General features: G+C 34.1%; 15 protein-coding genes. 7 read left to right on the top strand and 8 right to left on the bottom strand.

Going from position 1 to position 23,012, the window contains the following annotated elements; genetic code table 11:
• Positions 1-543: 543 nt before the first annotated feature.
• Complete coding sequence (locus IP023_RS02555) at positions 544-795, bottom strand: hypothetical protein (RefSeq protein ID WP_241788742.1); 252 nt, start codon at positions 793-795, stop codon at positions 544-546.
• A 347-nt stretch (positions 796-1,142) separates the two neighbouring features.
• Between IP023_RS02555 and IP023_RS02550 the strand changes: the two genes are divergently transcribed.
• Positions 1,143-3,908, top strand: coding sequence for a TonB-dependent receptor (locus IP023_RS02550; RefSeq protein ID WP_241788676.1), 2,766 nt, complete (start codon positions 1,143-1,145; stop codon positions 3,906-3,908).
• A gap of 93 nt (positions 3,909-4,001) precedes the next feature.
• Positions 4,002-5,147: a hypothetical protein gene (locus IP023_RS02545; RefSeq protein WP_241788675.1), complete on the top strand. Its 1,146-nt coding sequence runs from the start codon at positions 4,002-4,004 to the stop codon at positions 5,145-5,147.
• A gap of 230 nt (positions 5,148-5,377) precedes the next feature.
• Here IP023_RS02545 and IP023_RS02540 read toward each other — a convergent pair whose 3' ends face one another.
• The gene (locus IP023_RS02540) at positions 5,378-6,664 is read right to left on the bottom strand and encodes a CitMHS family transporter (protein WP_241788674.1); all 1,287 of its coding nucleotides are present in this window, start codon (positions 6,662-6,664) and stop codon (positions 5,378-5,380) included.
• Between the two features lie 46 nt (positions 6,665-6,710).
• Positions 6,711-7,391: a DUF2490 domain-containing protein gene (locus tag IP023_RS02535; protein ID WP_241788673.1), complete on the bottom strand. Its 681-nt coding sequence runs from the start codon at positions 7,389-7,391 to the stop codon at positions 6,711-6,713.
• 396 nt (positions 7,392-7,787) lie between these two features.
• Here IP023_RS02535 and IP023_RS02530 point away from each other — a divergent pair, with 396 nt between their 5' ends.
• The 3 genes from IP023_RS02530 to IP023_RS02520 all read left to right on the top strand — a co-directional run bounded on the left by IP023_RS02530 (position 7,788) and on the right by IP023_RS02520 (position 12,136).
• Positions 7,788-9,572, top strand: coding sequence for a DNA polymerase III subunit gamma/tau (locus IP023_RS02530; RefSeq protein ID WP_241788672.1), 1,785 nt, complete (start codon positions 7,788-7,790; stop codon positions 9,570-9,572).
• A 120-nt stretch (positions 9,573-9,692) separates the two neighbouring features.
• Positions 9,693-10,472: a 23S rRNA (guanosine(2251)-2'-O)-methyltransferase RlmB gene (gene rlmB / locus IP023_RS02525; RefSeq protein WP_241788671.1), complete on the top strand. Its 780-nt coding sequence runs from the start codon at positions 9,693-9,695 to the stop codon at positions 10,470-10,472.
• A 140-nt stretch (positions 10,473-10,612) separates the two neighbouring features.
• Positions 10,613-12,136 carry a glutamate racemase gene (locus IP023_RS02520; protein ID WP_241788670.1) on the top strand — a complete coding sequence of 508 codons (1,524 nt, stop codon included), beginning with the start codon at positions 10,613-10,615 and terminating at the stop codon, positions 12,134-12,136.
• A 96-nt stretch (positions 12,137-12,232) separates the two neighbouring features.
• Here IP023_RS02520 and IP023_RS02515 read toward each other — a convergent pair whose 3' ends face one another.
• Together IP023_RS02515 and IP023_RS02510 are read right to left on the bottom strand one after the other, a co-directional pair.
• Positions 12,233-13,993, bottom strand: coding sequence for an AMP-dependent synthetase/ligase (locus IP023_RS02515; RefSeq protein WP_241788669.1), 1,761 nt, complete (start codon positions 13,991-13,993; stop codon positions 12,233-12,235).
• A 66-nt stretch (positions 13,994-14,059) separates the two neighbouring features.
• The gene (locus tag IP023_RS02510) at positions 14,060-15,982 is read right to left on the bottom strand and encodes a DEAD/DEAH box helicase (RefSeq protein ID WP_241788668.1); all 1,923 of its coding nucleotides are present in this window, start codon (positions 15,980-15,982) and stop codon (positions 14,060-14,062) included.
• Positions 15,983-16,113: 131 nt separating this feature from the next.
• Between IP023_RS02510 and IP023_RS02505 the strand changes: the two genes are divergently transcribed.
• Positions 16,114-16,683: a hypothetical protein gene (locus tag IP023_RS02505; RefSeq protein WP_241788667.1), complete on the top strand. Its 570-nt coding sequence runs from the start codon at positions 16,114-16,116 to the stop codon at positions 16,681-16,683.
• A 377-nt stretch (positions 16,684-17,060) separates the two neighbouring features.
• Here the strand turns inward: IP023_RS02505 and IP023_RS02500 are convergent, their stop codons facing one another.
• The 3 genes from IP023_RS02500 to IP023_RS02490 form a co-directional block, all read right to left on the bottom strand.
• Positions 17,061-18,398, bottom strand: coding sequence for an OmpA family protein (locus tag IP023_RS02500; RefSeq protein WP_241788666.1), 1,338 nt, complete (start codon positions 18,396-18,398; stop codon positions 17,061-17,063).
• Between the two features lie 94 nt (positions 18,399-18,492).
• Positions 18,493-19,344, bottom strand: coding sequence for a universal stress protein (locus IP023_RS02495; RefSeq protein WP_241788665.1), 852 nt, complete (start codon positions 19,342-19,344; stop codon positions 18,493-18,495).
• A gap of 10 nt (positions 19,345-19,354) precedes the next feature.
• On the bottom strand, positions 19,355-20,203 hold the full coding sequence (locus tag IP023_RS02490) for a universal stress protein (protein WP_241788664.1): 849 nt from the start codon (positions 20,201-20,203) through the stop codon (positions 19,355-19,357).
• A 184-nt stretch (positions 20,204-20,387) separates the two neighbouring features.
• On the opposite strand from IP023_RS02490, the gene alaS reads away from it, so the two are divergent.
• Complete coding sequence (gene alaS, locus IP023_RS02485) at positions 20,388-23,003, top strand: alanine--tRNA ligase (protein ID WP_241788663.1); 2,616 nt, start codon at positions 20,388-20,390, stop codon at positions 23,001-23,003.
• Positions 23,004-23,012: the final 9 nt, after the last annotated feature.

The following is a 23,012-nucleotide window of genomic DNA, read 5'->3' as shown; positions in this document are numbered from 1 at the left end:
TGTTAGCTATATATGAAGTTGTTATTAATACTTTTGGTTAATTATATTATTTAAATGTTAACATGCGTTAACTTGAAGTTTATAAACGGTTGAAAAGTTGATTTTTTATGCTTTTAGACTTTTCTCATGATTGCTTTCTGTTTGGGCAGTTTAGTTTTTAATTTTTTTGGACATGATTATCTGAAGGATATACATTTTAATAACTCTAATATTGTAGTTTACATGTTAGAGGTTATGGTCATGTAAGTAATATATTTTTGATAAATACTTTTACTTTTTTTTTAATGGAGAGGTACTATATATTCAATAAAGCACTATAGATGTAATTGCGGTTTGTAGTTAATGTGTTGACTTGTAGTAGTTATAATAATTGTTGATACTTCAATATTTATTTATGAATTATAGTCATTTTTTTTAATAGGAAGTTTCAAGCAATAATTTTTTTTAGATAAAAATGATTTTAAGGATAGTTATCAGATTGTAGTTTCATAATAAATAACCCTACAGTTATAAATAATGTAGGGTTATTTATGTCGTATCAGTTTATATTACACCCAATCCTATCGCAGCTAATAACATTACAATCCCTGAACCAATGGCCGATTTTAACGTAAATTTAAGATGGTCTCCAAACTCTACTCCAGCTAAAGCTACCAATAGATAGGTCGAAGGTACAAGAGGGCTTAATAATGTATGATCTCCTTTCTTTATCTTGATATCTTTAAAAGAGAAATATTGATCACTGTTCTGATACTGGAATGTTAAGTTCTTTGCTTGAACAATAATTTCTGACATTATGTTTCGATTTTAATATAATACCGCAATTTAATTATTCTTCTTTGAAATAGTAGTTGAATTCTTGTGATTAATAAAATGTAGTGTTTATGTTACGCCTATGTGTTGACGTAATGTAGAGTTAATTTTAAATCTTCGTTCATTTAATTTTAACTTAAATTTTAAGCGGTTTCAGTTTTTAAATTTATTCTATTAACATCTCTTTAACATTAGCTTTAATATTTAGTAATGCCTATATAATAATTAGTTAACCCTGCTCAATTAGCTTTGTGTTAAATTAAAATTAATACAAGTTGAAACTAAAACTAGATAAGAAAAAGACAAATTTGATAATACCATGTGTATTAATGAATTTGGTTACTATCGCTCAAACGGCTCAAGGTATAACTATGGTTGAGGCAGATATATCTACCAATTCCATCCATAATGTTTCAGAGAAGGTAGTAAGCGAGAGTCTTTCGACCTCATTTGATATTATCGGTAGAGTTATTGATGTAGAAACGATGAAGCCTATGGCTGGAGTTACTATTTCTGTTGCTAACACGAATATAGTTACCTCTACTAATGCTAATGGCGAATTTACTATTTCTTTACCTCAATTAGGGGAATATAAACTTGTGACTAGTTTTTTAGGCTATAATAGCGATATAACTATTGTCGAAGGAGCTAATAAACAATCAGTAAGTGTTAATATAATTTTAGAGCGTGAATCGTCCACACTGGAAGAGGTTGTAGTGACCCGCAATCGTGCTTTAATAAGTGAATTGGCTTTGTTGAATGAGCGTAAAGCCTCAAGTCTGATCGTTGAAAAAATAGGCGCGCAAGAACTTTCACGTAAAGGGGTAAGTGATGCACAGGGCGCATTGACAAAGTTGAGTGGCGTTACAAAATCAGCATCTAGTGCAAATGTTTTTGTACGTGGATTAGGGGATAGATATAATAGTACAACGCTGAATGGTCTGACACTACCATCCGAAAATCCTATTAATAAAAATGTATCATTAGAATTTTTTGGATCAGGTATTATACAAAGTATAGGCGTAAATAAAACTTTTAATCCATTATTGAATGCCGATGTTGGCGGTGCGAATATTGATATAGTATCTAAAGAATTGCACGATAATTCCGTATTGGAAGTGTCTGCATCAATAGGAGCTAATACACAAGCTATACAAGCTGATAATTTTCAACGTGTTGATGGAACCAATTGGTTCGGTTCTTTGAAAGAGCGAACTTCCCCAATTAACAGTTTAAACAGTTATGACTTCAGTAATAATTGGAATCCTCAGAAAATGGAAACCCCAATTAACTCAAGTTTCTCTGTCCTGGGTGGTAAGAAATTTCGTGTTGGGGCAAATAATTTAAATGTACTTTTAATTGGGACTATGAACTCCGAATATAAGTATGCTGAAGGTATTATTCGTCAAACGACGAATGACGGTACCATCTCCCTGGACCAAAATACTACCCGCTCAGAATATAATATTTCAAAAACGGCAATGGCTAATTTGAAGTATTCTTTTGGAAAACATGCATTGACCTATAATTCTTTATTTATTAATGATCAAGTTCAAAGTTATGAAAGAAATATAGGGTTCAAACTTTTTGATGTTTCTGATAATGGTTTTTTTAGACGTAGTCAAGTGGTAGATAACAATTTATTTGTCAATCAGTTGTTGTCGAAATTGAATTTTACTGAAAAGTGGCAATTAGATCTAGGGCTTGCTTACAATTTGGTTAAAGGTAATGAGCCTGATCGTCGTACTATTGAAATGCTTGATCAGGGGCAAACAGGAGTTTATCGCCTTTATGATACACAGAATTTCAATGAAAGATATTATTCTGATCTTACTGAAAAGGGATGGAATGCAAAGGTGATGGCCACTTATAACTTTGATAATGCTAATAATCTGGCACGAAAAGTAGAATTTGGTTATAATGGAAATATTGTAGAAAGAGATTTTAATGCTATTATTTATGGACATTCAAAAAATGGTTCTTTCGAATTGAACGGTGTCGATATTGAGGATGTAGATGGTATTTATGGTAAGGATGCATTCGCCAATGGTGGCTTTGAATTAAGTACGGGGCGTGGTTCTGATTTTACACCATATTGGTATCTCGGCAAAAAAAATGTGCACTCAGGGATTTTATCGACTACCTACCAGTTCTCTGAGAAACTTACTTCAATTGTAGGTTTACGTTATGATAACGTATATCAAAATATCGAGTACAATACAAATATGTCCAATACAGCACTTGATGGTCCTTCTGAAATAAAAAAGAATTATTTTTTACCAAGTGCTAATTTAAAATATGCGCTGACAGATAAAAGTAGTTTAAGGGCTTCAGCAAGTTTGAGCTATACTATGCCTCAATTTGTGGAGACTGCATATTTTAGAAATACATTTTCTACAGGGAGTATTATTGGTAATAAAGACCTTGTGCCCGTAGAGAATACTAATTTTGACCTTAAATGGGAATTATTCCCTTCTGCGGGTGAATTATTCTCCGTAGGCGCATTTTATAAAAAACTAAAAAATCCAATTGCCCGTGTAGAGTCCAGTAATAATGTGATGACTTACTTTAATGTAGGTTCTTCCGCGCAAATTGCAGGGGCAGAGATCGAAGTCAAAAAGAACTTGTTAACGACCGCTACTGCTAATGGTGAAAATATACTGTCTGCAGGAGCGAATATTTCTTACTTATATAGTACCCAAAAACTTCAAAATCCTAAAGCTATTTTTACCGATAATAATGGGAGTTCCAAGCTACAAGGGGCTTCTCCTTTACTAGTAAATGCTGATGTTAGTTATTTATTAAATGGGAAAAATGTGAAATGGACATCTACTGTTGTCTTTAATTATTTCTCTGATCGCGTTTATGCAATTGGTACGAATGGTTTTCAGAATGTAATAGAAAAAGGGATCCCTGTATTAGATTTTGTCTCTAATGCTAGTTTCGGTAAACATTGGGGCATAAACTTGAGAGCACGTAATATCTTGAACCCTAATATTCGTTTAGAAAGAGTGTCTGACAAGGGCGATAATATTACCCTGCAAGCCATAAAAAAAGGAGTAGACATGCGCGTCGGGGTGTCATATAAGTTTTAATATTTTAGTAATAGTACCCTAATAATAAGGTTATATTATAACTCTATTATTGCGTAACGAAATAGATAAATTAATCATTTAACAACTATAAAGATGAAAAGTAAATTATTTGGAATTTTTGCAGTATCATTATTGAGCTTTACTGCTTGTTCATCAGACAGTGATGATACTAATTTAACGCCACAACCTGAGGAGTTAACGACTTTGGTAGGAAGTATTAATACGAGTCAATCCCTAAAAGCTGGGACAGTTACCTTAGAAGGGGCTACAATTGTACGCGAAGGGGCTGTATTAACTATCCCTGCAGGTACAACAATCGTTGCTAAGGATAAAGGTTCTTACTTATTGGTAGAAAGAGGCGCTAAAATAATAGCAGTAGGAACCTCAGAAAAACCAATTACATTTACATCAAATGATAAAACGTCAGGTGCTTGGGGTGGCTTAATCATTAATGGTAGAGCACCACTTTCAAGAGCTAATATAACTGATCCTAGTACTTTTGGTACTGAAATTAATGATCAAATTCAATATGGTGGTGATGATGTTGCCGATAATTCTGGTGTGTTGGATTATGTTATTTTAGAATATACTGGATCTAATATTTCGGATGATAAAGAACATAATGGATTGACTTTGAATGGTGTAGGTAATGGTACTAAAATTAGTAATATCTTTATTTTAAGCAGTGCAGATGATGCCATAGAATTTTTTGGAGGATCAGTTGATGTAACTAATTTATTAGCTGTAGATTCTGAAGATGATATGTTTGATTTTACGCAGGGCTACACTGGAACATTAACCAATGCCTATGGTATATGGACAGCTAATTTTTCGACCAACGAAGCTGATCCTAGAGGAGTTGAAGCGGATGGTAATCATGATGGTAATGGTTCTAATCATATAAATCAATCTAACTTCAAGATGCAAGATATTACTATTGTACAAAATTCTAAGACTCCAGGAGTAGCAGGGACAATGCAAGATGTCATCAAAGTTAGAAGGGGAGCTACTGCTAGTACTACTAATCTATTGGTAAAAGTAGGTGAAAACTCGTTAGTGGGTGATATGATTGACTTTACTGATGGTAAAGGAGTAGGTAGTGCTACAATTAGTTATACTTTATTACCAGCGGAGTTAACAGCAAAAATTAATCCTGCAGATGCTAGTGGTATAATTAGAAATACAACATCGACAGGTGCTAATACGTCGGTATTTGCTTGGACTAAATTCTCTTTCTAGAGATATAATTTATCTTAATAAAAAAGAAGAACCTGTTTTAAACCGGTTCTTCTTTTTTATTAAGAATTTATCAATAGTGTGCTTGTGATGGCATGGTCATTCACTATAATGTGTTTCGAATTCTTTTATTTCAATGTAATAATTATTCTTACCTTCTCTTTTGTTCTAGTTAATAAATCGAGTTCATTAAGGCTGAGAAGATACAGGTAATCCTGATGGCTTGGAATACTTTATATTACACCCAATCCTATCGCAGCTAATAACATTACAATCCCTGAACCAATGGCCCATTTTAACGTAAATTTAAGATGGTCACCAAATTCTACTCCAGCTAAAGCTACCAATAGATAGGTCGAAGGTACAAGAGGGCTTAGTAAGTGTGTTGCTTGTCCTATTAAACTTGCTCTTCCTAATAGCTCAGAGGATATACCTAGATGTTCTCCTGTTGTTGCGATGATAGGTAATATACCGAAATAGTATGCATCATTACTTAAAAAGAATGTCAAAGGTCCACTGAATACTGCGGTAATAATAGTGAAATAGTTTCCTAAGTGATCAGGAACTATATCTATAACAGAGCTACCCATTGCATGCATTATTCCTGTTCCATTCAGTATACCGGTGAATATTCCCGCACCAAATATCATCCCTGCCACAGATAATGCATTTCCTGCATGACGAGAGATTATTTTAGTTTGATCTTTTATCTGTGGATAGTTTATCAATGCAGCGATACAATACGCTATCATAAAGCATATAGATAGGGGTAGAATATCTAAAATCATTACCACTAATAAAGCAATAGTCAAACCCAAATTCACAAATATTAGTTTAGGTCTTTTTAAGGTTTCATCTACTTCTCCTAATATATCTGAAGTATTGTATTTTATGTGGACAACATTCTCTCTTATTCGTTTGGCTTCTTTTTTTCCAAGTATATAAGATACAATGAGCACCCATACAATACCAAATGCCATAACAGGAATTAAGGGTACAAATAACTCAGAGTGACCTAATGAAAGCGTGCTCATCGCTCTGGCTGTTGGACCTCCCCAGGGTATAATATTCATTATACCACCTGTAAGCATTACTATACAAGTTAGTACTAAAGGATTGATTTTTTGTCTTTTGTATAGAGGCAAAAATGCGGCTACTACAATCAAGTAGGTTGAAGAGCCATCTCCATCTAATGATACAATCGCTGTTAAAATGGCTGTTCCTACCGTTGTTTTGACAGGATTATCGCCAACATATTTTAATATAATGTTGACTAAGGGCTCGAAGAGGCCTGTGTCAATCATTAAGCTAAAGTATAAAATAGCAAAGATTAGCATTATCCCTGTTAAGGAGATTTGCCTTACACCTTTTGTCATCATGTCGCCTAGCTCTGGACCAAACCCTGCCAAGGTAGCGACAATAATAGGGATAAGAACGAGCGCAGTTAAGGGGGTCATTTTTTTATTCATGATGAGAACCATAAAGATGGTAATCATTCCGAATCCTAATAGTGATAGCATAATGTGTTTATTTAAAATTTATAATGTGGTATACTACGTTTGTAAATTATTTTATTTTTCTCCAATCAACACTTTGTCGAACCCCTACGAAAGCATATTGTGCGCTGTTGTTATTTTTGCGCAACTCATTAATGTATCCTAATTCTATAACAGTAGATTTTTTAATACGATAGCCTAAAACGGCAGTTACTCTATCTCTGTCATAAAAATCAGCGTTGTAGGCATTCACCATTAATTCATTGCTAAGGTTCGCATAGAATTTGTTGCTTTTGTTTAGGGGTACACGTAAGGCTAGTCGATAGCGAAGACGGACAATGAATATATCTGGATTGTTAAGAATACGTTCTTCGATGATTAACCTATTGGATATAGATAGGTTATTTATCTTATTGTTAATGGAGATCTGTTGGTAGGGTCTAATTTCATTTCTTATTCTTTTGTTATCTGTATCGCCTATGTAAGATTGTAGATTTAGATACATAAGTCCAAATCCCGGCGTAATATTGTTTTTCAATTCAAAGTTCAGGGCTGTTGCTACTAGAAATAATCTAGGGTCTGGGGCATAATCAAAAGACCTGTATTGCGTGAAAAAAGTCAGGTTTTTTTTGTCAAGTTTTGCATTCATGGTATATTGATACCACATATTTAAATTGTCTTGTGCGAATAGGGGTTTGCTAAGTGCGCATAAACCTATTAATAATGTTACTATGCTTTTTTTGAATTGCATATTTTAGGTGTTTAGTAAAAAAATTATAATAATTATAGCTGTAAGTGTCATTTTTGACCGCTTATATTTAACCATAAATTAAAATGAAGGTATGTTTTATTTCTTTAAATTAAATTTAATTTCGTCCAAAAATATTATTGGCTGTGATATTTATTTAGTTTTGTAGCCGACTTACTATAATAAGATGGGTTTTCCGCATCCTATGGTTAATTTAAAGTTAAGTATAGGGGCAGGCTCCGTCTAGCAACTATGCTGTTGTAACGTTACGACGGGAGGACTTTTTAATTAATAGTGGTAATAGGTGATACCATTTTGAAGCAGTGGATTTGTGATTATTAACGGGTAGATTAAGTTTCAATGTTGTTATAGCGTTACAAATTATCTATCTTTGTGTTAATGGATAACTTCATTGTCTCAGCCCGTAAATATCGTCCTGTTACCTTCGATTCTGTCGTTGGTCAGCAGCATATTACCAACACTTTAAAAAATGCAATTCATAATAATCAACTAGCTCAGGCTTTTTTGTTTTGTGGTCCGCGTGGTGTTGGTAAGACTACTTGTGCACGTATATTGGCAAAGACAATTAATTGTGAAAATATTTCGGAGTCTACAGAAGCATGTGGTGTATGTGATAGCTGTAAATCTTTTGCAAATGGCGCTTCTTTTAGTATTCATGAGTTGGATGCTGCTTCAAACAACTCTGTAGATGATATTCGTAGCCTGATTGATCAAGTCCGAATCCCTCCGCAAACCGGTAAGTATAAAATCTATATTATAGATGAGGTACATATGCTTTCACAAGCAGCTTTTAATGCCTTTTTGAAGACATTAGAAGAACCACCTTCCTATGCAATATTTATTCTTGCCACCACAGAGAAGCATAAAATACTACCTACAATTTTGTCACGATGTCAAATATTTGATTTCAATAGAATCAGGGTAGAAGATATGTCTAATCATTTGGCGTCTATTGCTCAAAAAGAAGATATTTCTTTTGAACAAGATGGTTTACATCTAATTGCACAAAAAGCAGATGGTGGACTACGTGATGCATTATCAATGTTTGACCAAATTGTTAGTTTCTCTAATCGTAATTTAACCTATAAGGCGGTAATTGAGAATTTAAATATTCTTGATTATGATTATTATTTTCAACTAATGTCCGCTATTGCGCAAGAAGATGCGGCAGAGGCCCTATTGATCTTGGATAATGTATTGAATAGCGGTTTTGATGGTGGTCATTTTATTGCAGGATTATCAAATCACTTGCGTAATCTGTTGATAACCAAAGAGCCTAAGACTTTGAAGTTATTGGAGGTAAGTGAGAATATTAAAAAGAAGTATATTGAACAATCGACGCTGCTAAGCGCTGGCCTATTGTTATCAGCTTTGAATATTGCGAATCAGTGTGAGATAGCTTACAAGACTAGCAAAAATCAACGCTTGCAAGTGGAGCTCGCATTGCTTAAAATGTGTCACCTTTCGTCAGCCATAAAATTAGCTGTTAATGGCGTATCAACTACACAAGTTGAAATAAAAAAAAAACTTCCTGAATCTGTAAAACCGGTATCAAATCCTGTTGCTTCTGCAGCTAAAGTAACTATACCTGCTACACAGAATATACCTGAATCGACAACGGTACATCCTGTTTCTGACATCCCTAAAGTTGAAGAAAAAGAAGTTAAAAAGACTTTTTCTTCCGGAAAAGGATGGGGAGCTATCAAAACATCCGTAGAATTACCTAGCTTATCTACCGTATTTGAAAAAAAAGCGGATACCGTAGCTGAAGAAATTGATTTGGTAGAAGGTTCTGAATTTAGAGAGATTACTTTCAATACATTTATAGGTAAATGGAATGAGTTGGCTGAAATAATGAAGGCCGAGAGTCGTATTACCATTTATACCATTATGACTGCTAATGCACCACGATTGAAAGGAAATACTATTGAGATTGATGTAGAGAATGCTGTTCAATCGGATCAATTAAAGGAGGGGAAAATCGATTTGTTGAATTTCTTGCGTGTTCAATTGCACAATTTTGCTTTAGATATTGAAACCTGTCAAATAGAGCAGTCTGTCGTAAGAAAAGCATATACCTCTCAAGAAAAATATCAGGCAATGGTTACAAAAAATCCTGCTCTTGATAACCTTAGAAAAACATTCAACCTCGGGTTGAGCTAGTTTTTATATTTAAAATACTAATTGAAACTTAGTTAAATAATACTTTAGTATCTTTGTGTCAAATTTTGAGACGATTTGGATGTGCTCAAAATTAATGACTCGACTTATATAATATTACATATGCAAAATAATTTCCAACGTAGAGATAGAGAAGACAAAAGAGAGACAAATCAAATGGTCTTTGGTATTCGTGCTGTCATTGAAGCTATAGATAGTGGAAAAGAAATTGAATCACTTTTTGTTCAAAGAGGCTTAAGTGGAAGTCTTTTGTTGGAATTAAAAACGTTGTTGAAAGAACATAACATGGGATTTCAACAAGTACCTGTTGAAAAACTTAACCGTATAACACGTAAAAATCACCAAGGGGTAATCGCTGTTATTTCGCCTATTATTTACCATAATATAGAGGATATTTTACCCACGATTTATGAAAAAGGGGAAACACCTTTGTTATTAATGTTAGATGGTGTTACCGATGTACGTAATATGGGTGCGATAGCACGTACCGCAGAATGTGCAGGTGTACACGCTATAATTGTTCCGAAGAAAGGTTCCGCTGAGATCAATCCTGATGCCATAAAAACGTCTGCAGGTGCTTTATACAAAATACCTGTTTGTCGTCAAGATTCTTTAGGCAAAACAGGTCGTTTTTTAATTGAATCAGGTATTCAGCTCGTTGTTAGTACAGAGAAAACACAAGATTCGGTATATGAAGTTGATTATTCCGTACCTACTTGTATTATCATGGGCGCCGAGGATGTTGGTGTTTCTGATGATTTGATACGTATTGCAGATAAATTGGCCAAGATACCTATGTTTGGTGAAATAGGGTCATTGAACGTATCGGTATCAGCTGCTGTAGTTATTTATGAAGCTATTCGTCAACGAAATTTGAAATAGAATACTATTTATTCTGTTCACTATATAAAACGTAAAACCTTAAAGTTTTACGTTTTTTTTATGCTAGATCTTTATCTATTTTGCATTTTTTTGTGTAAAAGATGTGAAATTCCTTATTTTGTTGCTTAAACCTATATATTATGAATGGATTACTACGTACTTGTATTACGTTTATTACGGTTAGCTCGGTTTTTAAATTCTCTTATGGCCAGGAAAGGCTACTTATAGAAGAAGCCATTGTAAAAGATAAGAATAGTTTTTATCATATTGATTTTGCTAAATACTCAAGCCCTTTAAAGGGACTTCCTATAGGCGTATTTGATTCGGGGACTGGTGGACTTACTGTGTTAGATGCATTGGTGAACTTTGATCAAAATGACAATAAGACCAATAAAAAAAATGCTGATGGGATACTTGATTTCTCGACAGAAAAATTTATTTATTTAGCTGATCAAGCTAATATGCCTTATGGCAACTATAATGCTGTAGGTAAAGATGATTTATTAAAAGAGCATATTATTAAGGATTTTCAATTTTTGCTGGGTACTAAATATTATACTTCCCCAATTTCTAAGGTTCCGCAGGACAATAAACAACAAGTTAAAGCAATTGTTATAGCCTGTAATACTGCTACAGCGTATGGATATAATGATGCGGTTTTATTTTTGAATAGGTCTGGTTTAAAAATCCCTGTTATAGGTGTTATTAATGCTGCCGCAAATGGTACATTATCTTTCTTTGATAAAGAGGAGGATGGTAGTATTGCTGTGTTCGCTACAGTTGGAACAATTGCCTCCAAGGGCTATGAAAGAACTTTGTTAGCGCAAATAGATAAAGGGAATTACAGCGGTAATATTCAAATTTTTAATCAAGGAGGACATGGTGTCGCCGAAGCGGTTGACGAGGAAGCTGATTATATAGGTTCTGCTATTGTAGCGCCGAGAGATGGCTACAGAGGTCCTTCTTTAAGTAATGATAACTATAAAATTGATAAGGCTTTATTAGATGTTTACAATTTCAATTTTGATAAAAATAAGATGCTTTGTGATACCGAGGATGCGGAAGATTGTACTGTGATGCAATTGAATGATGCCGAGAATTATATTCGTTATCATCTTGTTTCCTTATTAGAAAAGATGCGCAACACAAAAGATGCACAACCTTTGAAGGCATTAATTTTGGGATGTACACATTATCCTTATTTGATGGATGAAATCAATCAGGTACTTGGTGAGCTTAGAGATTATAAAGATGAAAAAGGTGATTATGTTTATCAACATTTAATCCACAAAAATGTACATATAATTGACCCCTCGATTTATGTAGCTCAAGAATTATATGTTGCATTAAAGGATAATGATTTGTTAAACACAGAAGCTGATATGAATAAGCAGTCTGAATTCTTCATTTCGGTTCCCAATAAAATGAATAGTGATATTGTATTAGATGAACATGGTAGATTTACATATGATTATAAATACGGTAGATCTGCTAATAATATCCAAGAATATATAAAAGTGGTACCATTTGATAAGACAAATATCTCTGGCGAAACATTGCTGAGGTTTGAAAAATCTATTCCCAATACGTATCAGTTGATTAAGAACTTTTCTAATTATAACCCAAAGACTACAGATGTACTTCTTGATGATAGAATAAATTAATAAGAAAAATAAATTTTGATAAAGATCTGTTACCTATCCTTAAAAAGAAATGATTTTTAAAAACAAAGACTTCTATAGTTATAGAAGTCTTTGTTTTTAAAATAAAGAGTCATATAGCTCTTGATATTTTGCTATTATGAGTTTACGTTTCATCTTGAGAGTAGGAGTTAGTTCGCCGCCTTCAATAGTAAATTCATCTGGAATGATAACATATTTTTTAATTTGTTCCCAATTCCCAAAAAGTATATTTACTTTTTCAATTTCAGATTTTATCTTATTTTCTACAAGTAATGTACGCAAGAACTCTTTTTTATCTAAGTTTTCTACTTGTGGATCGGTTTTCATAGCCCATTTCAATAGGTTTGAATAGGAAGGTACTATAAAAGCTGCAGGATATTTTTGTCCTTCACCAACAACCATTAGTTGTTCAATAAATGGTGATTCCGTCATTTTGGATTCGATAGCTTGAGGAACTACGTATTTCCCACCAGATGTCTTAAACATCTCTTTTTTACGGTCAATTATTTTTAGATATTTATTGTCCACCCATCTCCCTATATCTCCTGTAGACAACCATCCATCACGAAGAACTTCTTTCGTAGATTCTTCATCCTTATAATAACCAAGCATGATATTATCTCCTTTGGCTAATATTTCACCATCTTCAGCTAATTTAATCTGTATATTTATAAGAGGAAGTCCAACTGTTCCAATTTTCATACCTCTTTTAAAATCATTTACAGATAGGCATGGACCGGCTTCTGTAAGGCCATATCCTTCATATATATTTATACCAGCAGCCATATATATACGGATTAATTTCTCTTGCAATGCTGCTGATCCTGAAGCAATACCCAGAATTTCCCCTCCAAGAGCAGCTTGCCATTTTGAGAAAATTAGTTTTCTAGCGATGCTTAATTGAATATCGTACCACAATGTTCTATTTTCTAAATCGTATCTCTCGCCAAGGTTTAAAGCCCAGAAAAATAATTTACGCTTGATACCAGTAAGACTTTCACCTGTGAGCATTATTTTCTCATATACTTTTTCTAAAACTCGCGGTACAGCAGAGAATATATGTGGCTTTACTTCTTTCATATCATGACCTATGCTGTCCATCGATTGAGCATAGTAAATAGAAAGACCTTTGTATATGTATACATAGTGAAATACACGCTCATAAGCATGGCAGACAGGCAGAAATGATAATGCTCTTTGATGTGACGTAACAGGGAAAGAGCATTCGCTACTCATTGTATCAGCTAATAAGTTTTTATGTGATAGCATTACTCCTTTTGGGGTACCAGTAGTACCAGAGGTATAGATTAAGGTTGCTAAGTTATCTGTTGTTACCTCCGCTTTGCGAAATTCTAATTCTTCATCACTGACATTTACACTATTTGTTTTTATCGATTGCCAATTAGGATAATTGTCTATTTCATCAAATAAATACAATGACTGTAATGTAGGGATACTATTTTTTAGTTGATCGATTCTATCGAAAAGGTCCTTATTACTGATAAAAGTTAATTTAACTTCAGCATGGTTGAATATATGGATATAGTCTTTGTCTGATATATTGGGGTAGACGGCTACTACAACTGCTCCGATTTGCTGTAAAGCGAAATCCAGTACATTCCATTCGTAGCGATTTTCGGATATTAAGCCTATTTTGTCATTTGGTTGTATATCTAAAGATAGCAACCCTTTTGAAACAGTATTGATTAAATTAATATAATCTTTACTGTAAAGATTTATCCATTCTTCATTTTTTTTGTACGAATAAATTGGGACCTCAGGGTAAACATGGTCATGATAGTATACTAAATCAAAAATACGGGTAGGTGTAACTTGCATATTACTAAAAAAAATAAGGCTATCTAAAAATAGATAGCCTTACAAAATTACGTAATATTAATGATATTAATATTTGCTTTTAGATTCACTACGTTTGCCAGAGAAATCACGGAATCCGCCATTATCTCCACTGCGACTTTTTCTTTCGCCTCCGAAACCAGCACGATCTTTTCTTTCACCACCAAATCCACCACGATCTTTTCTTTCGCCACCGAATCCACCACGATCTTTTCTTTCACCACCGAATCCACCGCGATCTCTTCTTTCGCCACCGAATCCGCCGCTACGTCCTCTACTTCCGCGATCACCACCTGAGTGACTACGTTCGCCAGAGCCACCGCCGTCGCCAGATACTTCGATTCTTACTTGACGACCATTGTAATCTACGCCTTTAAAGCCTTCAAATACTTTGTTAACTTCTTCGTCTTGTACTTCAAAGAATGTGAAAACACCTTTCATATCAATTTTACCGATTGATTTTCCAGATATTTTAGAGTTATTGCAGATAAATCCTAACATGTCTCCACGGCTAAATTCATCTACAGCACCTAAGTTCATGAATAAACGAGTGTAGCCTTTAGATCCCATACGAGAACCACGCTCACTTCTTTCACCACGTTCGCCTCTTTCACCTCTTTCACGTGTATTACTAATATCTCTAGCTTCAATATTTAAATCTGGAGCATTTTTGTAATAATCTAAGAAACGGTTGAATTCTAAAGATGCAAATCTTTTAACAATTTCTTCTTTTGATAACGATTCAAAACCTTCCATTATAGCCGGTAAGAAAGCGTTCATCTGATCATCATTTACCTCTACTTGATTAACTTTATCAATGATAGTTAATAATTGTCTTGCAACAACTTCTTCACCTTGAGGTACTTGTTTGCGTTCAAAAGCTTTACCGATAACTTTTTCAAGTTGACGAATTTTGCTTTGTTCTTTAATGTTAATTAGAGAGATTGAAATACCTGTTTTACCAGCACGAGCTGTACGGCCCGAACGGTGTGTATAGTTTTCAATTTCATCAGGTAACGAGAAGTTGATAACGTGTGTCACGTCATTAACATCAATACCACGAGCAGCTACATCTGTTGCAATTAACATTTGTAAACTACGGTCACGGTAACGTTTCATTACTTTGTCACGCTGTTGTTGAGATAAATCTCCGTGTAATGCATCTGCATTATAACCATCTTTGATTAATGCTTCAGCAATTTCTTGCGTTTCAATTTTTGTACGACAAAATACAATACCAAAGATATCAGGATTTGAATCCACGATACGTTTGAAGGCAGCATATTTATCTTTTGCTTTAATCAAAAAATATTGATGCTCAATGTTTGCATTACCTGTGTTTTTTGTACCTACAGTTAACTCCACAGGGTCAGTCATATATTTTTGAGCAATACGACGTACTTCTTTAGGCATTGTAGCCGAGAATAACCATGTTTTTTTAGTGTCAGGAGTTTCTGACAAGATGTTGTTGATGTCTTCTTGGAAACCCATGTTTAACATTTCGTCCGCTTCATCTAATACAACATAATTTACGCTAGAAAAATCAATAGCATTTCTACCAATGATATCTAACATACGACCTGGGGTCGCTACTACAATTTGCACACCACGTCTGATTTGACGTAATTGGTCTGAGATATTTGCACCTCCATAAACAGCCACAACATTTACGTTGTCCATGTATTTAGCAAATTTTTCTAAATCTTTAGAGATTTGTAAACACAACTCACGTGTAGGACATAAAATTAATGCCTGTGGGTGTCTTTGAGAAAAGTCTAGCTGTTCTAATAATGGAAGACCAAATGCCGCTGTCTTACCTGTGCCGGTTTGGGCTAATCCGACAAAATCGTCGCTACCAGTCAATAATACAGGAATGGCTTTTTCCTGTATTTCAGAAGGTTTTTCGAAACCTATTTCTGAGATGGCTTTAACAACTTCCTCACGGATTCCCAGTTCTAAAAATGGGTTCATGAATTAAATTATACAATAGGCTCTATTGCCTAAGGCGTTGCAAAGATAAGTAAAATATTTTAATAATCCTATAGCTTAACCTCTTGATTTTTAATAGTATCTTTAGCTAATATAATTAAAATGATATTCAAATGATTTTACACAACTTTGGGGCAACTTTATTGCTGCTATTATTATTGGTTTCCAACACTTTATTTGCACAAGAAAAAAATAAATCTCAGATTTTTTTAGAAAAATTTAAACCTCATTTAGGCAATTATTATGAAGGAGAGATAATTGCTGGTGGTAAAGATGGTGATGGTTTTGTTGGTAATAAATTGCTTATGCAGGTGATGAGTTTTTCTGATAGAGAGGTTCGTATTCCTTTCTATGTAGGGGAGAACAAATCGCGTACATGGATATTGAGCTACTCTAATAATGTGCTTACTTTGAAACATGATCATCGTCATGAAGACGGTTCACCAGATAAGATCACCTTTTATGGTGGTACTTCTCCAAATGAAGGTAGTGATACCATCCAAATCTTTCCTGCAGATAATGAAACTTGTGAGTTGATTGATTATGCATGCCAAAATGTATGGTGGATAACTATGGACGGCAATATTTTTACATATAACCTTCGAAGAATTGGTTCTGACCGTGTTTTTACGGTTCAATTTGATTTAACTAAACCTGTACAATCTAATTTTTCACCTTGGTAGCATAATGTATGTTCTTTAAGGTATTTTTATTTGGATTAAAATTTTCATTTTTTTCCAGATCTAGCACAATATCTTTCTGATGTGACATTGTTTACTGGTAGAATTGTACGTCTTGCAGTTATCGTTATTGTTTTTTAATGTTCCTATTATTCATTAGAGAGACACAAGCGTCTTCTTTTGTGAATCTTATTCTTGCTGTGGTGAACGTAGGGTTTGTTATTTATTTCCTCCACGGGAAGACGAATTATGTACTGCGAAAGGAAATAGCGGTAGGCAAAGAAGCATTTAAAATAATATAATCGAGAGATAAAATAATATAAACGAGAGAGCCCTATATTTTTAAAATATAGGGCTCTCTCGTTTATTAGATTTGTTGTCTAAAATAAAGTGAATTCAACACGACGGTTTAATTGACGTCCTTCTGGCGTTGCATTTGTAGCAATAGGGTCATTAGGACCGTAGCCATATGCTTCGATATTGTTAGGGTTAGCGCCCTTAGATACTAGATAATGTTTTACAGCTTCTGCACGTTCTTTTGAAAGACGCATATTCAATTGTAATGATCCTGTATTGTCGGTGTATCCAGCTAACTTTAATTTGAAGTTTTTCTCAATTAATAAAGCTGCTACACGGTCTAAAGAGGCGAAAGAAGAAGGACGGATAGTTGCTTTGCTTAAGTCAAATTCTAAATTTTTAATAGCTTCAGCTACTACTTTTTTATCCTCTTCTGTAATGATTATTTTTTCTATGATTTTCGTTTCGTTCTTTACAACGATTGGACAACCTGCACCATCTACTTGTACACCAACTGGAGTACCTGGACATTTATCATATTTGTTAGCAACACCGTCACCATCATCATCTTTTAAGTCGTTATTTATTGCTTCTATTTGTCCTTTCAATTCATTGTTAGCAGCAATTAAAGCATTACGTTCTGCTTTTAATTCATCGTATTTAGCAGTATAATCATTCACTAATGTAGCTACTGGGTTACTGTTTGATAATGATGGTTTTTCTTTAGCTCCAAGTGCAAATTCTAAACCAGCATGTGCATAAGAGAATAAGTCACTTTTATATTGACCCGCAGGAACGCCATCAAAATGTTGATTAGCCCAATTTAGTTGGTAGCCTAAATCAATATTAATACCTTTAGTAACTGCAAATTTGAAACCTAAATCTAAGGGTACATACAATTTAGTTTGTGATTTAGCAGTGGTACTTACTACTGAAGTAGTCGTTGTTGTTTCAAAATTTAAGGCACCTAAACCAATCGAAACATAAGGTTTTACAATACTGTTGATAAATCTCCAATTGGTATTTGCTAATAGGAACTCAGCAGATACAGCAGCTGACCAAGGAGTTTTGGCTTCAAATTCTTGAACAGCACCAATTGATGCATTTTCATTGATACCGCCAACTTTACCGCCCATATATTGTGCTTTTAAACCAAAAGATGGTGAAAGCTGCTTTTTAACATACGCAGAATAACCTACATTGTTTTTTAATTTATTAAACCCTTGACGGTTAAAACCGAAAATATTAGTTTGGTTTAATACACCAGCATTGACTCCAATTGACCAAGTGTTGTACTCCGTTGTTGAGCCAAATGGGGTTGTTCCCGCTATTGTAGGCACATTTTTAACTTGTGCAAAGGCTGCAGTAGATAGAAAACCTAAGGCTACCATTAACGAACTTACTTGTAAATTTCTTTTCATGTATTTTTTGTCTTTATTTGGTAAAGCAAAGATATGTCCAAAATGTTTGATTAATTCATTAATTGCTTTATTTGTAGTCCAACAGCTCAGTATATTATGATTTGCCGAAAAATTTTGGGATCTGAATATCGTACGCCATTCTCTTTACTACATTCTCTTCTATTACCTTACGTAAAAAACCTTTTTTACTTTTAGTAACTAGTAGTAGGTTTAATTGTTCGTCTGTTATTACAGAGTTGATAGCCGAGGAAATATCTTCTTTGTATTGAATGAAAAAAGATTGTGCTTTCACTACATAAGAAATATCATCAATACCAGTTTCTGAAATTATTTTTTCAATAAAGGTTTTAAACTTCTTGTCAATTATAGATATGTTATCATTAGAATTATTGATATGAATCAATGTTAATTCAAATTTTATTCCATATAATTTAATCGCCTGTTTTAAAACATCAATTTCTCCATCTTTAAAATTACATAACAATCCTATTTTATGTGTTTTAAAGGGCTTTTCAGATTTTGGAATGGCTACGACAGGTACCTTCGTGTTTTGAAATACTTCAAACATATTGGACCCGATCAACATAGCTTCTAATCCTGATGCTCCTTTTGTACCCATTATAATAGCATCGTATGTATTATTTGTTACCGTTTCGCGTAACCTTTCGAAGAGAATTCCATCCTTAAAGATAATATTGAATTGTATCGAAGGAAATTTTTCTTGGTATTCAATGATAATTTTTTCGGCATCACGTTTGGCAAAAGCTACACGTGGATCTATTAAATCTGGATTCGTTAAGGAATTGTGATATATATTATTGTGATCCGTAAAAACATGTATTAAATCTATGTCATGTGCAGTTTCGACTGCTAGTTGACAGGCGTAATCAATAGCTTGTTGAGCATGATCAGTGAAATCAACAGGGATTAATATTTTGTTTCTCATATGATGTAGTTTAGTTGTTGTCAAAAAATATTGCCGTTTCTAATTTTAAAATAACTTCTTTGGAAATTGATTTAGAAAATAATTTGTCAAAGAAAGATTTACGTGTTTTTGTAACAATGACAATATTGTATTTGTTGTCTTCAATGGTATTGTTTACAACTTCAGCTATTGTATCTTGTGATTCACTGCTGTAATTGATAGGCTTTAAGATAGTATTTACTGTAATATTAGGCGTAATTTCTTGGATTTTGGTAGCCCAATTTTTTATTTTTATTGTTACCTCATTGATGTCATCTGAATTTTGGTAGACATGAATGATATCCAATTCATGAGGCATTCCCAATAAATCCACATAGTCTTTTAGCGAATCTAATTCATCATCTTTAAAATTTGTTAAAATAGCAGCTTTTTTTAAAGGCGTGATGTTTGTATAATATGGGACAGCAATTACTGGAATACGACTTGAAGATGCAACTTGACTTGTCGTGCTTCCGAATAATGGAGAATCATTTTCTTCTAAGCCATTGCTACCCATGATCAATAAGGAATAATTAGGTGCTATAGCTATTTTTGGTATTATCTCTGAAACTAATCCTTTAGTGCATTCCCCTTCTAATGATATTTCAGGGTATTCCAATTGTAAAGAGTCCTTCCATTCAGTCATGATGAAATCTCCCTTTAATAAGGGTGTTATTTCTTCGTTATTATTTAATTTTTCGTCAAAAATACTTGTATCTGAATTATAGCAGTGTACTAACTGTACGTGATATCCTTTATCTATAGCTAATTGACAAGCATATTTTGCCGCAAGAAGTGCATTTTCCGAAAAATCGGTAGGGACTATTATTTTTTTTTTCATTAGAGATTTATTTTTCAATTTCTAAAAATACTAATTATTAACTACTAAATAATTGTTTTTGTCACCTTTTGAATAGATTGTAATCACAATGCAAGTATTTTAAATATCCATAACTTATGTTTTTTTTGATTGTATTAGAGCGTGATTTTGAGTAAATTTGTGCCTTTATATAAATATATTTTCAATGACCAGTAGAGAAATACGCGAAGCATTTTTGGATTATTTCAAAAGTAAATCACATCATATTGTGCCTTCTGCACCTGTTGTAGTAAAGAACGACCCTACATTAATGTTTACTAATGCCGGTATGAATCAATTTAAAGATTTGTTCTTAGGTGAGGCTGCCGTTAAATATAATAGAGTCGCCGATACGCAACGATGTCTTCGTGTTTCTGGTAAACATAATGATTTAGAGGAAGTAGGTATTGATACCTATCACCATACTTTATTCGAAATGTTAGGAAACTGGTCTTTTGGCGATTATTTTAAGAAAGAAGCCATCTCTTGGGCTTGGGAATTATTGACCGAAGTCTATAAATTGGATAAAGACCGTTTGTATGTTACGATTTTCGAAGGTGATGAATCTGAAGGTTTAGAGCGTGATATGGAAGCATATGGTTTTTGGAAAGATTTTATTGCTGAAGACAGAATATTATTAGGCAATAAAAAAGATAATTTCTGGGAGATGGGCGATATGGGGCCTTGTGGACCTTGTTCCGAGATACATTTTGATATGCGTTCTGCTGAAGAGCGTGCACAAGTAAAAGGGCAAGATTTAGTAAATGCTGATCATCCTCAGGTGATTGAGATTTGGAATCTTGTATTTATGCAATTCAATCGTTTAAAAAATGGTACTTTAGAGTCGTTACCTGCAAAGCATGTGGACACCGGAATGGGGTTTGAACGTTTGGTGCGTTGCATCCAAGGGAAAACGTCAAATTATGATACAGATGTATTCCAGCCATTGATTTCATTTATTGCCGATAAATCTGGTGTTAAATACGGTACAGATGAGAAGACGGATATTGCTATGCGTGTTATTTCGGATCATATACGTGCGGTAAGTTTTGCTATTGCAGATGGACAATTGCCTTCTAATAACAAAGCAGGTTATGTAATACGTCGTATTTTACGTCGTGCTGTACGTTATGCTTATACCTTCTTGAACTTTAAAACTCCTTTCTTTAATGAATTGGTTCCTGTATTAGCCGAACAATTTAAGGGTGTTTTTGATGAATTGATCCAACAACAAGATTTTGTACAGAAGGTAATTTTAGAGGAAGAGGTTTCTTTCTTGCGTACGTTGACGACAGGTATTCAACGTTTTGAAAATTACGCTTTAAATAATCAAATAATTGATGGCGAATTTGCTTTCGAATTATTTGACACCTATGGTTTCCCTATTGACTTAACTGAGTTGTTGGCCAGAGAAAAGGGATTGAATGTGGATATGGATGCTTTTGACAAAGCTTTGCTTGTTCAAAAAGAACGTTCTAGAGCTGCAACAGCAACAGATACTGGAGATTGGATTATTATAAATGATAGTGACGATACCGAATTTGTAGGGTATGATGCTTTAACCTCAAAAACTGAAGTTGTAAAATACCGTAAAGTATCTGCTAAAGGTAAAGATCAATATCAATTGGTATTGTCTTCGACACCTTTCTATGCCGAAGGCGGTGGTCAGGTAGGTGATACAGGAGTACTAGTAGCTGAGTCTGGTGAAAAAATCCAGGTTACGGATACGAAAAAAGAAAATGGATTATTCATTCATTATATCGATCATTTGCCATATTCATTACAAGGAACTTTTGAAGCTAAGGTAAATAGCGCTAAGCGTAAAGATACAGAAAGTAATCACTCCGCTACTCACTTGCTGCATGCCGCATTGAAACAGGTATTAGGAAGTCATGTAAACCAAAAAGGATCATTAGTAAATGCAGATGTTCTTCGTTTCGATATCTCTCATTTTTCAAAAATGACCTATGAAGAAATCAAAGCTGTTGAAGATATCGTAAATACTAAAATCCGTGAAAACATTTCTTTAAAAGAGGAAAGAGAAGTCCCTTATCAGCAAGCTATAGAATCTGGTGTTACTGCTTTATTTGGCGAGAAATACGGCGACAATGTACGTGTAATTACATTTGAAGATAGTTATTCAAAAGAGCTTTGTGGTGGTACACATGTTAAGGCGACTGGTGAAATTGGATTCTTTAAAATTATTTCAGAATCTGCTGTAGCAGCCGGGGTAAGACGTATTGAGGCCATTACGGGCACCAAAGCTGCTGCTGTAATACGTGAGCACTTTGAGCTAGCTCAAAGCTTGAAAGATATCCTTAATAGTCCTAAAGATTTCGTTTCTGCTATCGCTAAGATTATGGAAGAAAATGGTGCTTTGAAAAAAGAAGTAGAAGAAGCGATACGTGAGAAATCAGGAGCTATTAAGAAAGAGTTAGAAGCAAAAATTGAAAATATTGACGGGGTTAATTTCTTAGCAACAAAAGTAGATTTACCAAGTACTGATGCTGTTAAAGCCTTGGGGTTTGCCTTGAAAGGATCTAACCCACATACTTTCCTAGTATTAGGAGCAGAGATAGATGGTAAACCAAGTCTGACGGTTGTTATTTCTGATGCTTTAGTAAAAGACAAAGGTTTGAATGCAGGAACTATAATTCGGGATCTAGCAAAAGATATCCAAGGCGGTGGCGGTGGCCAACCATTTTTCGCTACGGCAGGTGGTAAAGATGCTTCAGGATTAGATAAAGCGATTGCTAGAGCGAAAGATTTTTTAACAAAATAAGTAAGATAT

It is taken from the genome of Sphingobacterium rhinopitheci (genome assembly GCF_022627575.1).
GTDB classification, from domain to species: domain Bacteria; phylum Bacteroidota; class Bacteroidia; order Sphingobacteriales; family Sphingobacteriaceae; genus Sphingobacterium; species Sphingobacterium rhinopitheci.
This window is presented reverse-complemented; position numbering and strand designations above follow the sequence as displayed.

Bases quoted from the DNA above. Each gene is read 5' to 3' on its own strand.
- IP023_RS02550 (WP_241788676.1), top strand. From the start codon at position 1,143: ATGAATTTGGTTACTATCGCTCAAACGGCTCAAGGTATAACTATGGTT.
- IP023_RS02530 (WP_241788672.1), top strand. From the start codon at position 7,788: ATGGATAACTTCATTGTCTCAGCCCGTAAATATCGTCCTGTTACCTTC.
- IP023_RS02500 (WP_241788666.1), bottom strand. From the start codon at position 18,398: ATGAAAAGAAATTTACAAGTAAGTTCGTTAATGGTAGCCTTAGGTTTT.
- IP023_RS02535 (WP_241788673.1), bottom strand. From the start codon at position 7,391: ATGCAATTCAAAAAAAGCATAGTAACATTATTAATAGGTTTATGCGCA.
- IP023_RS02545 (WP_241788675.1), top strand. From the start codon at position 4,002: ATGAAAAGTAAATTATTTGGAATTTTTGCAGTATCATTATTGAGCTTT.
- rlmB (WP_241788671.1), top strand. From the start codon at position 9,693: ATGCAAAATAATTTCCAACGTAGAGATAGAGAAGACAAAAGAGAGACA.
- IP023_RS02495 (WP_241788665.1), bottom strand. From the start codon at position 19,344: ATGAGAAACAAAATATTAATCCCTGTTGATTTCACTGATCATGCTCAA.
- IP023_RS02505 (WP_241788667.1), top strand. From the start codon at position 16,114: ATGATTTTACACAACTTTGGGGCAACTTTATTGCTGCTATTATTATTG.
- IP023_RS02510 (WP_241788668.1), bottom strand. From the start codon at position 15,982: ATGAACCCATTTTTAGAACTGGGAATCCGTGAGGAAGTTGTTAAAGCC.
- IP023_RS02515 (WP_241788669.1), bottom strand. From the start codon at position 13,993: ATGCAAGTTACACCTACCCGTATTTTTGATTTAGTATACTATCATGAC.
- IP023_RS02490 (WP_241788664.1), bottom strand. From the start codon at position 20,203: ATGAAAAAAAAAATAATAGTCCCTACCGATTTTTCGGAAAATGCACTT.
- alaS (WP_241788663.1), top strand. From the start codon at position 20,388: ATGACCAGTAGAGAAATACGCGAAGCATTTTTGGATTATTTCAAAAGT.
- IP023_RS02520 (WP_241788670.1), top strand. From the start codon at position 10,613: ATGAATGGATTACTACGTACTTGTATTACGTTTATTACGGTTAGCTCG.
- IP023_RS02540 (WP_241788674.1), bottom strand. From the start codon at position 6,664: ATGCTATCACTATTAGGATTCGGAATGATTACCATCTTTATGGTTCTC.
- IP023_RS02555 (WP_241788742.1), bottom strand. From the start codon at position 795: ATGTCAGAAATTATTGTTCAAGCAAAGAACTTAACATTCCAGTATCAG.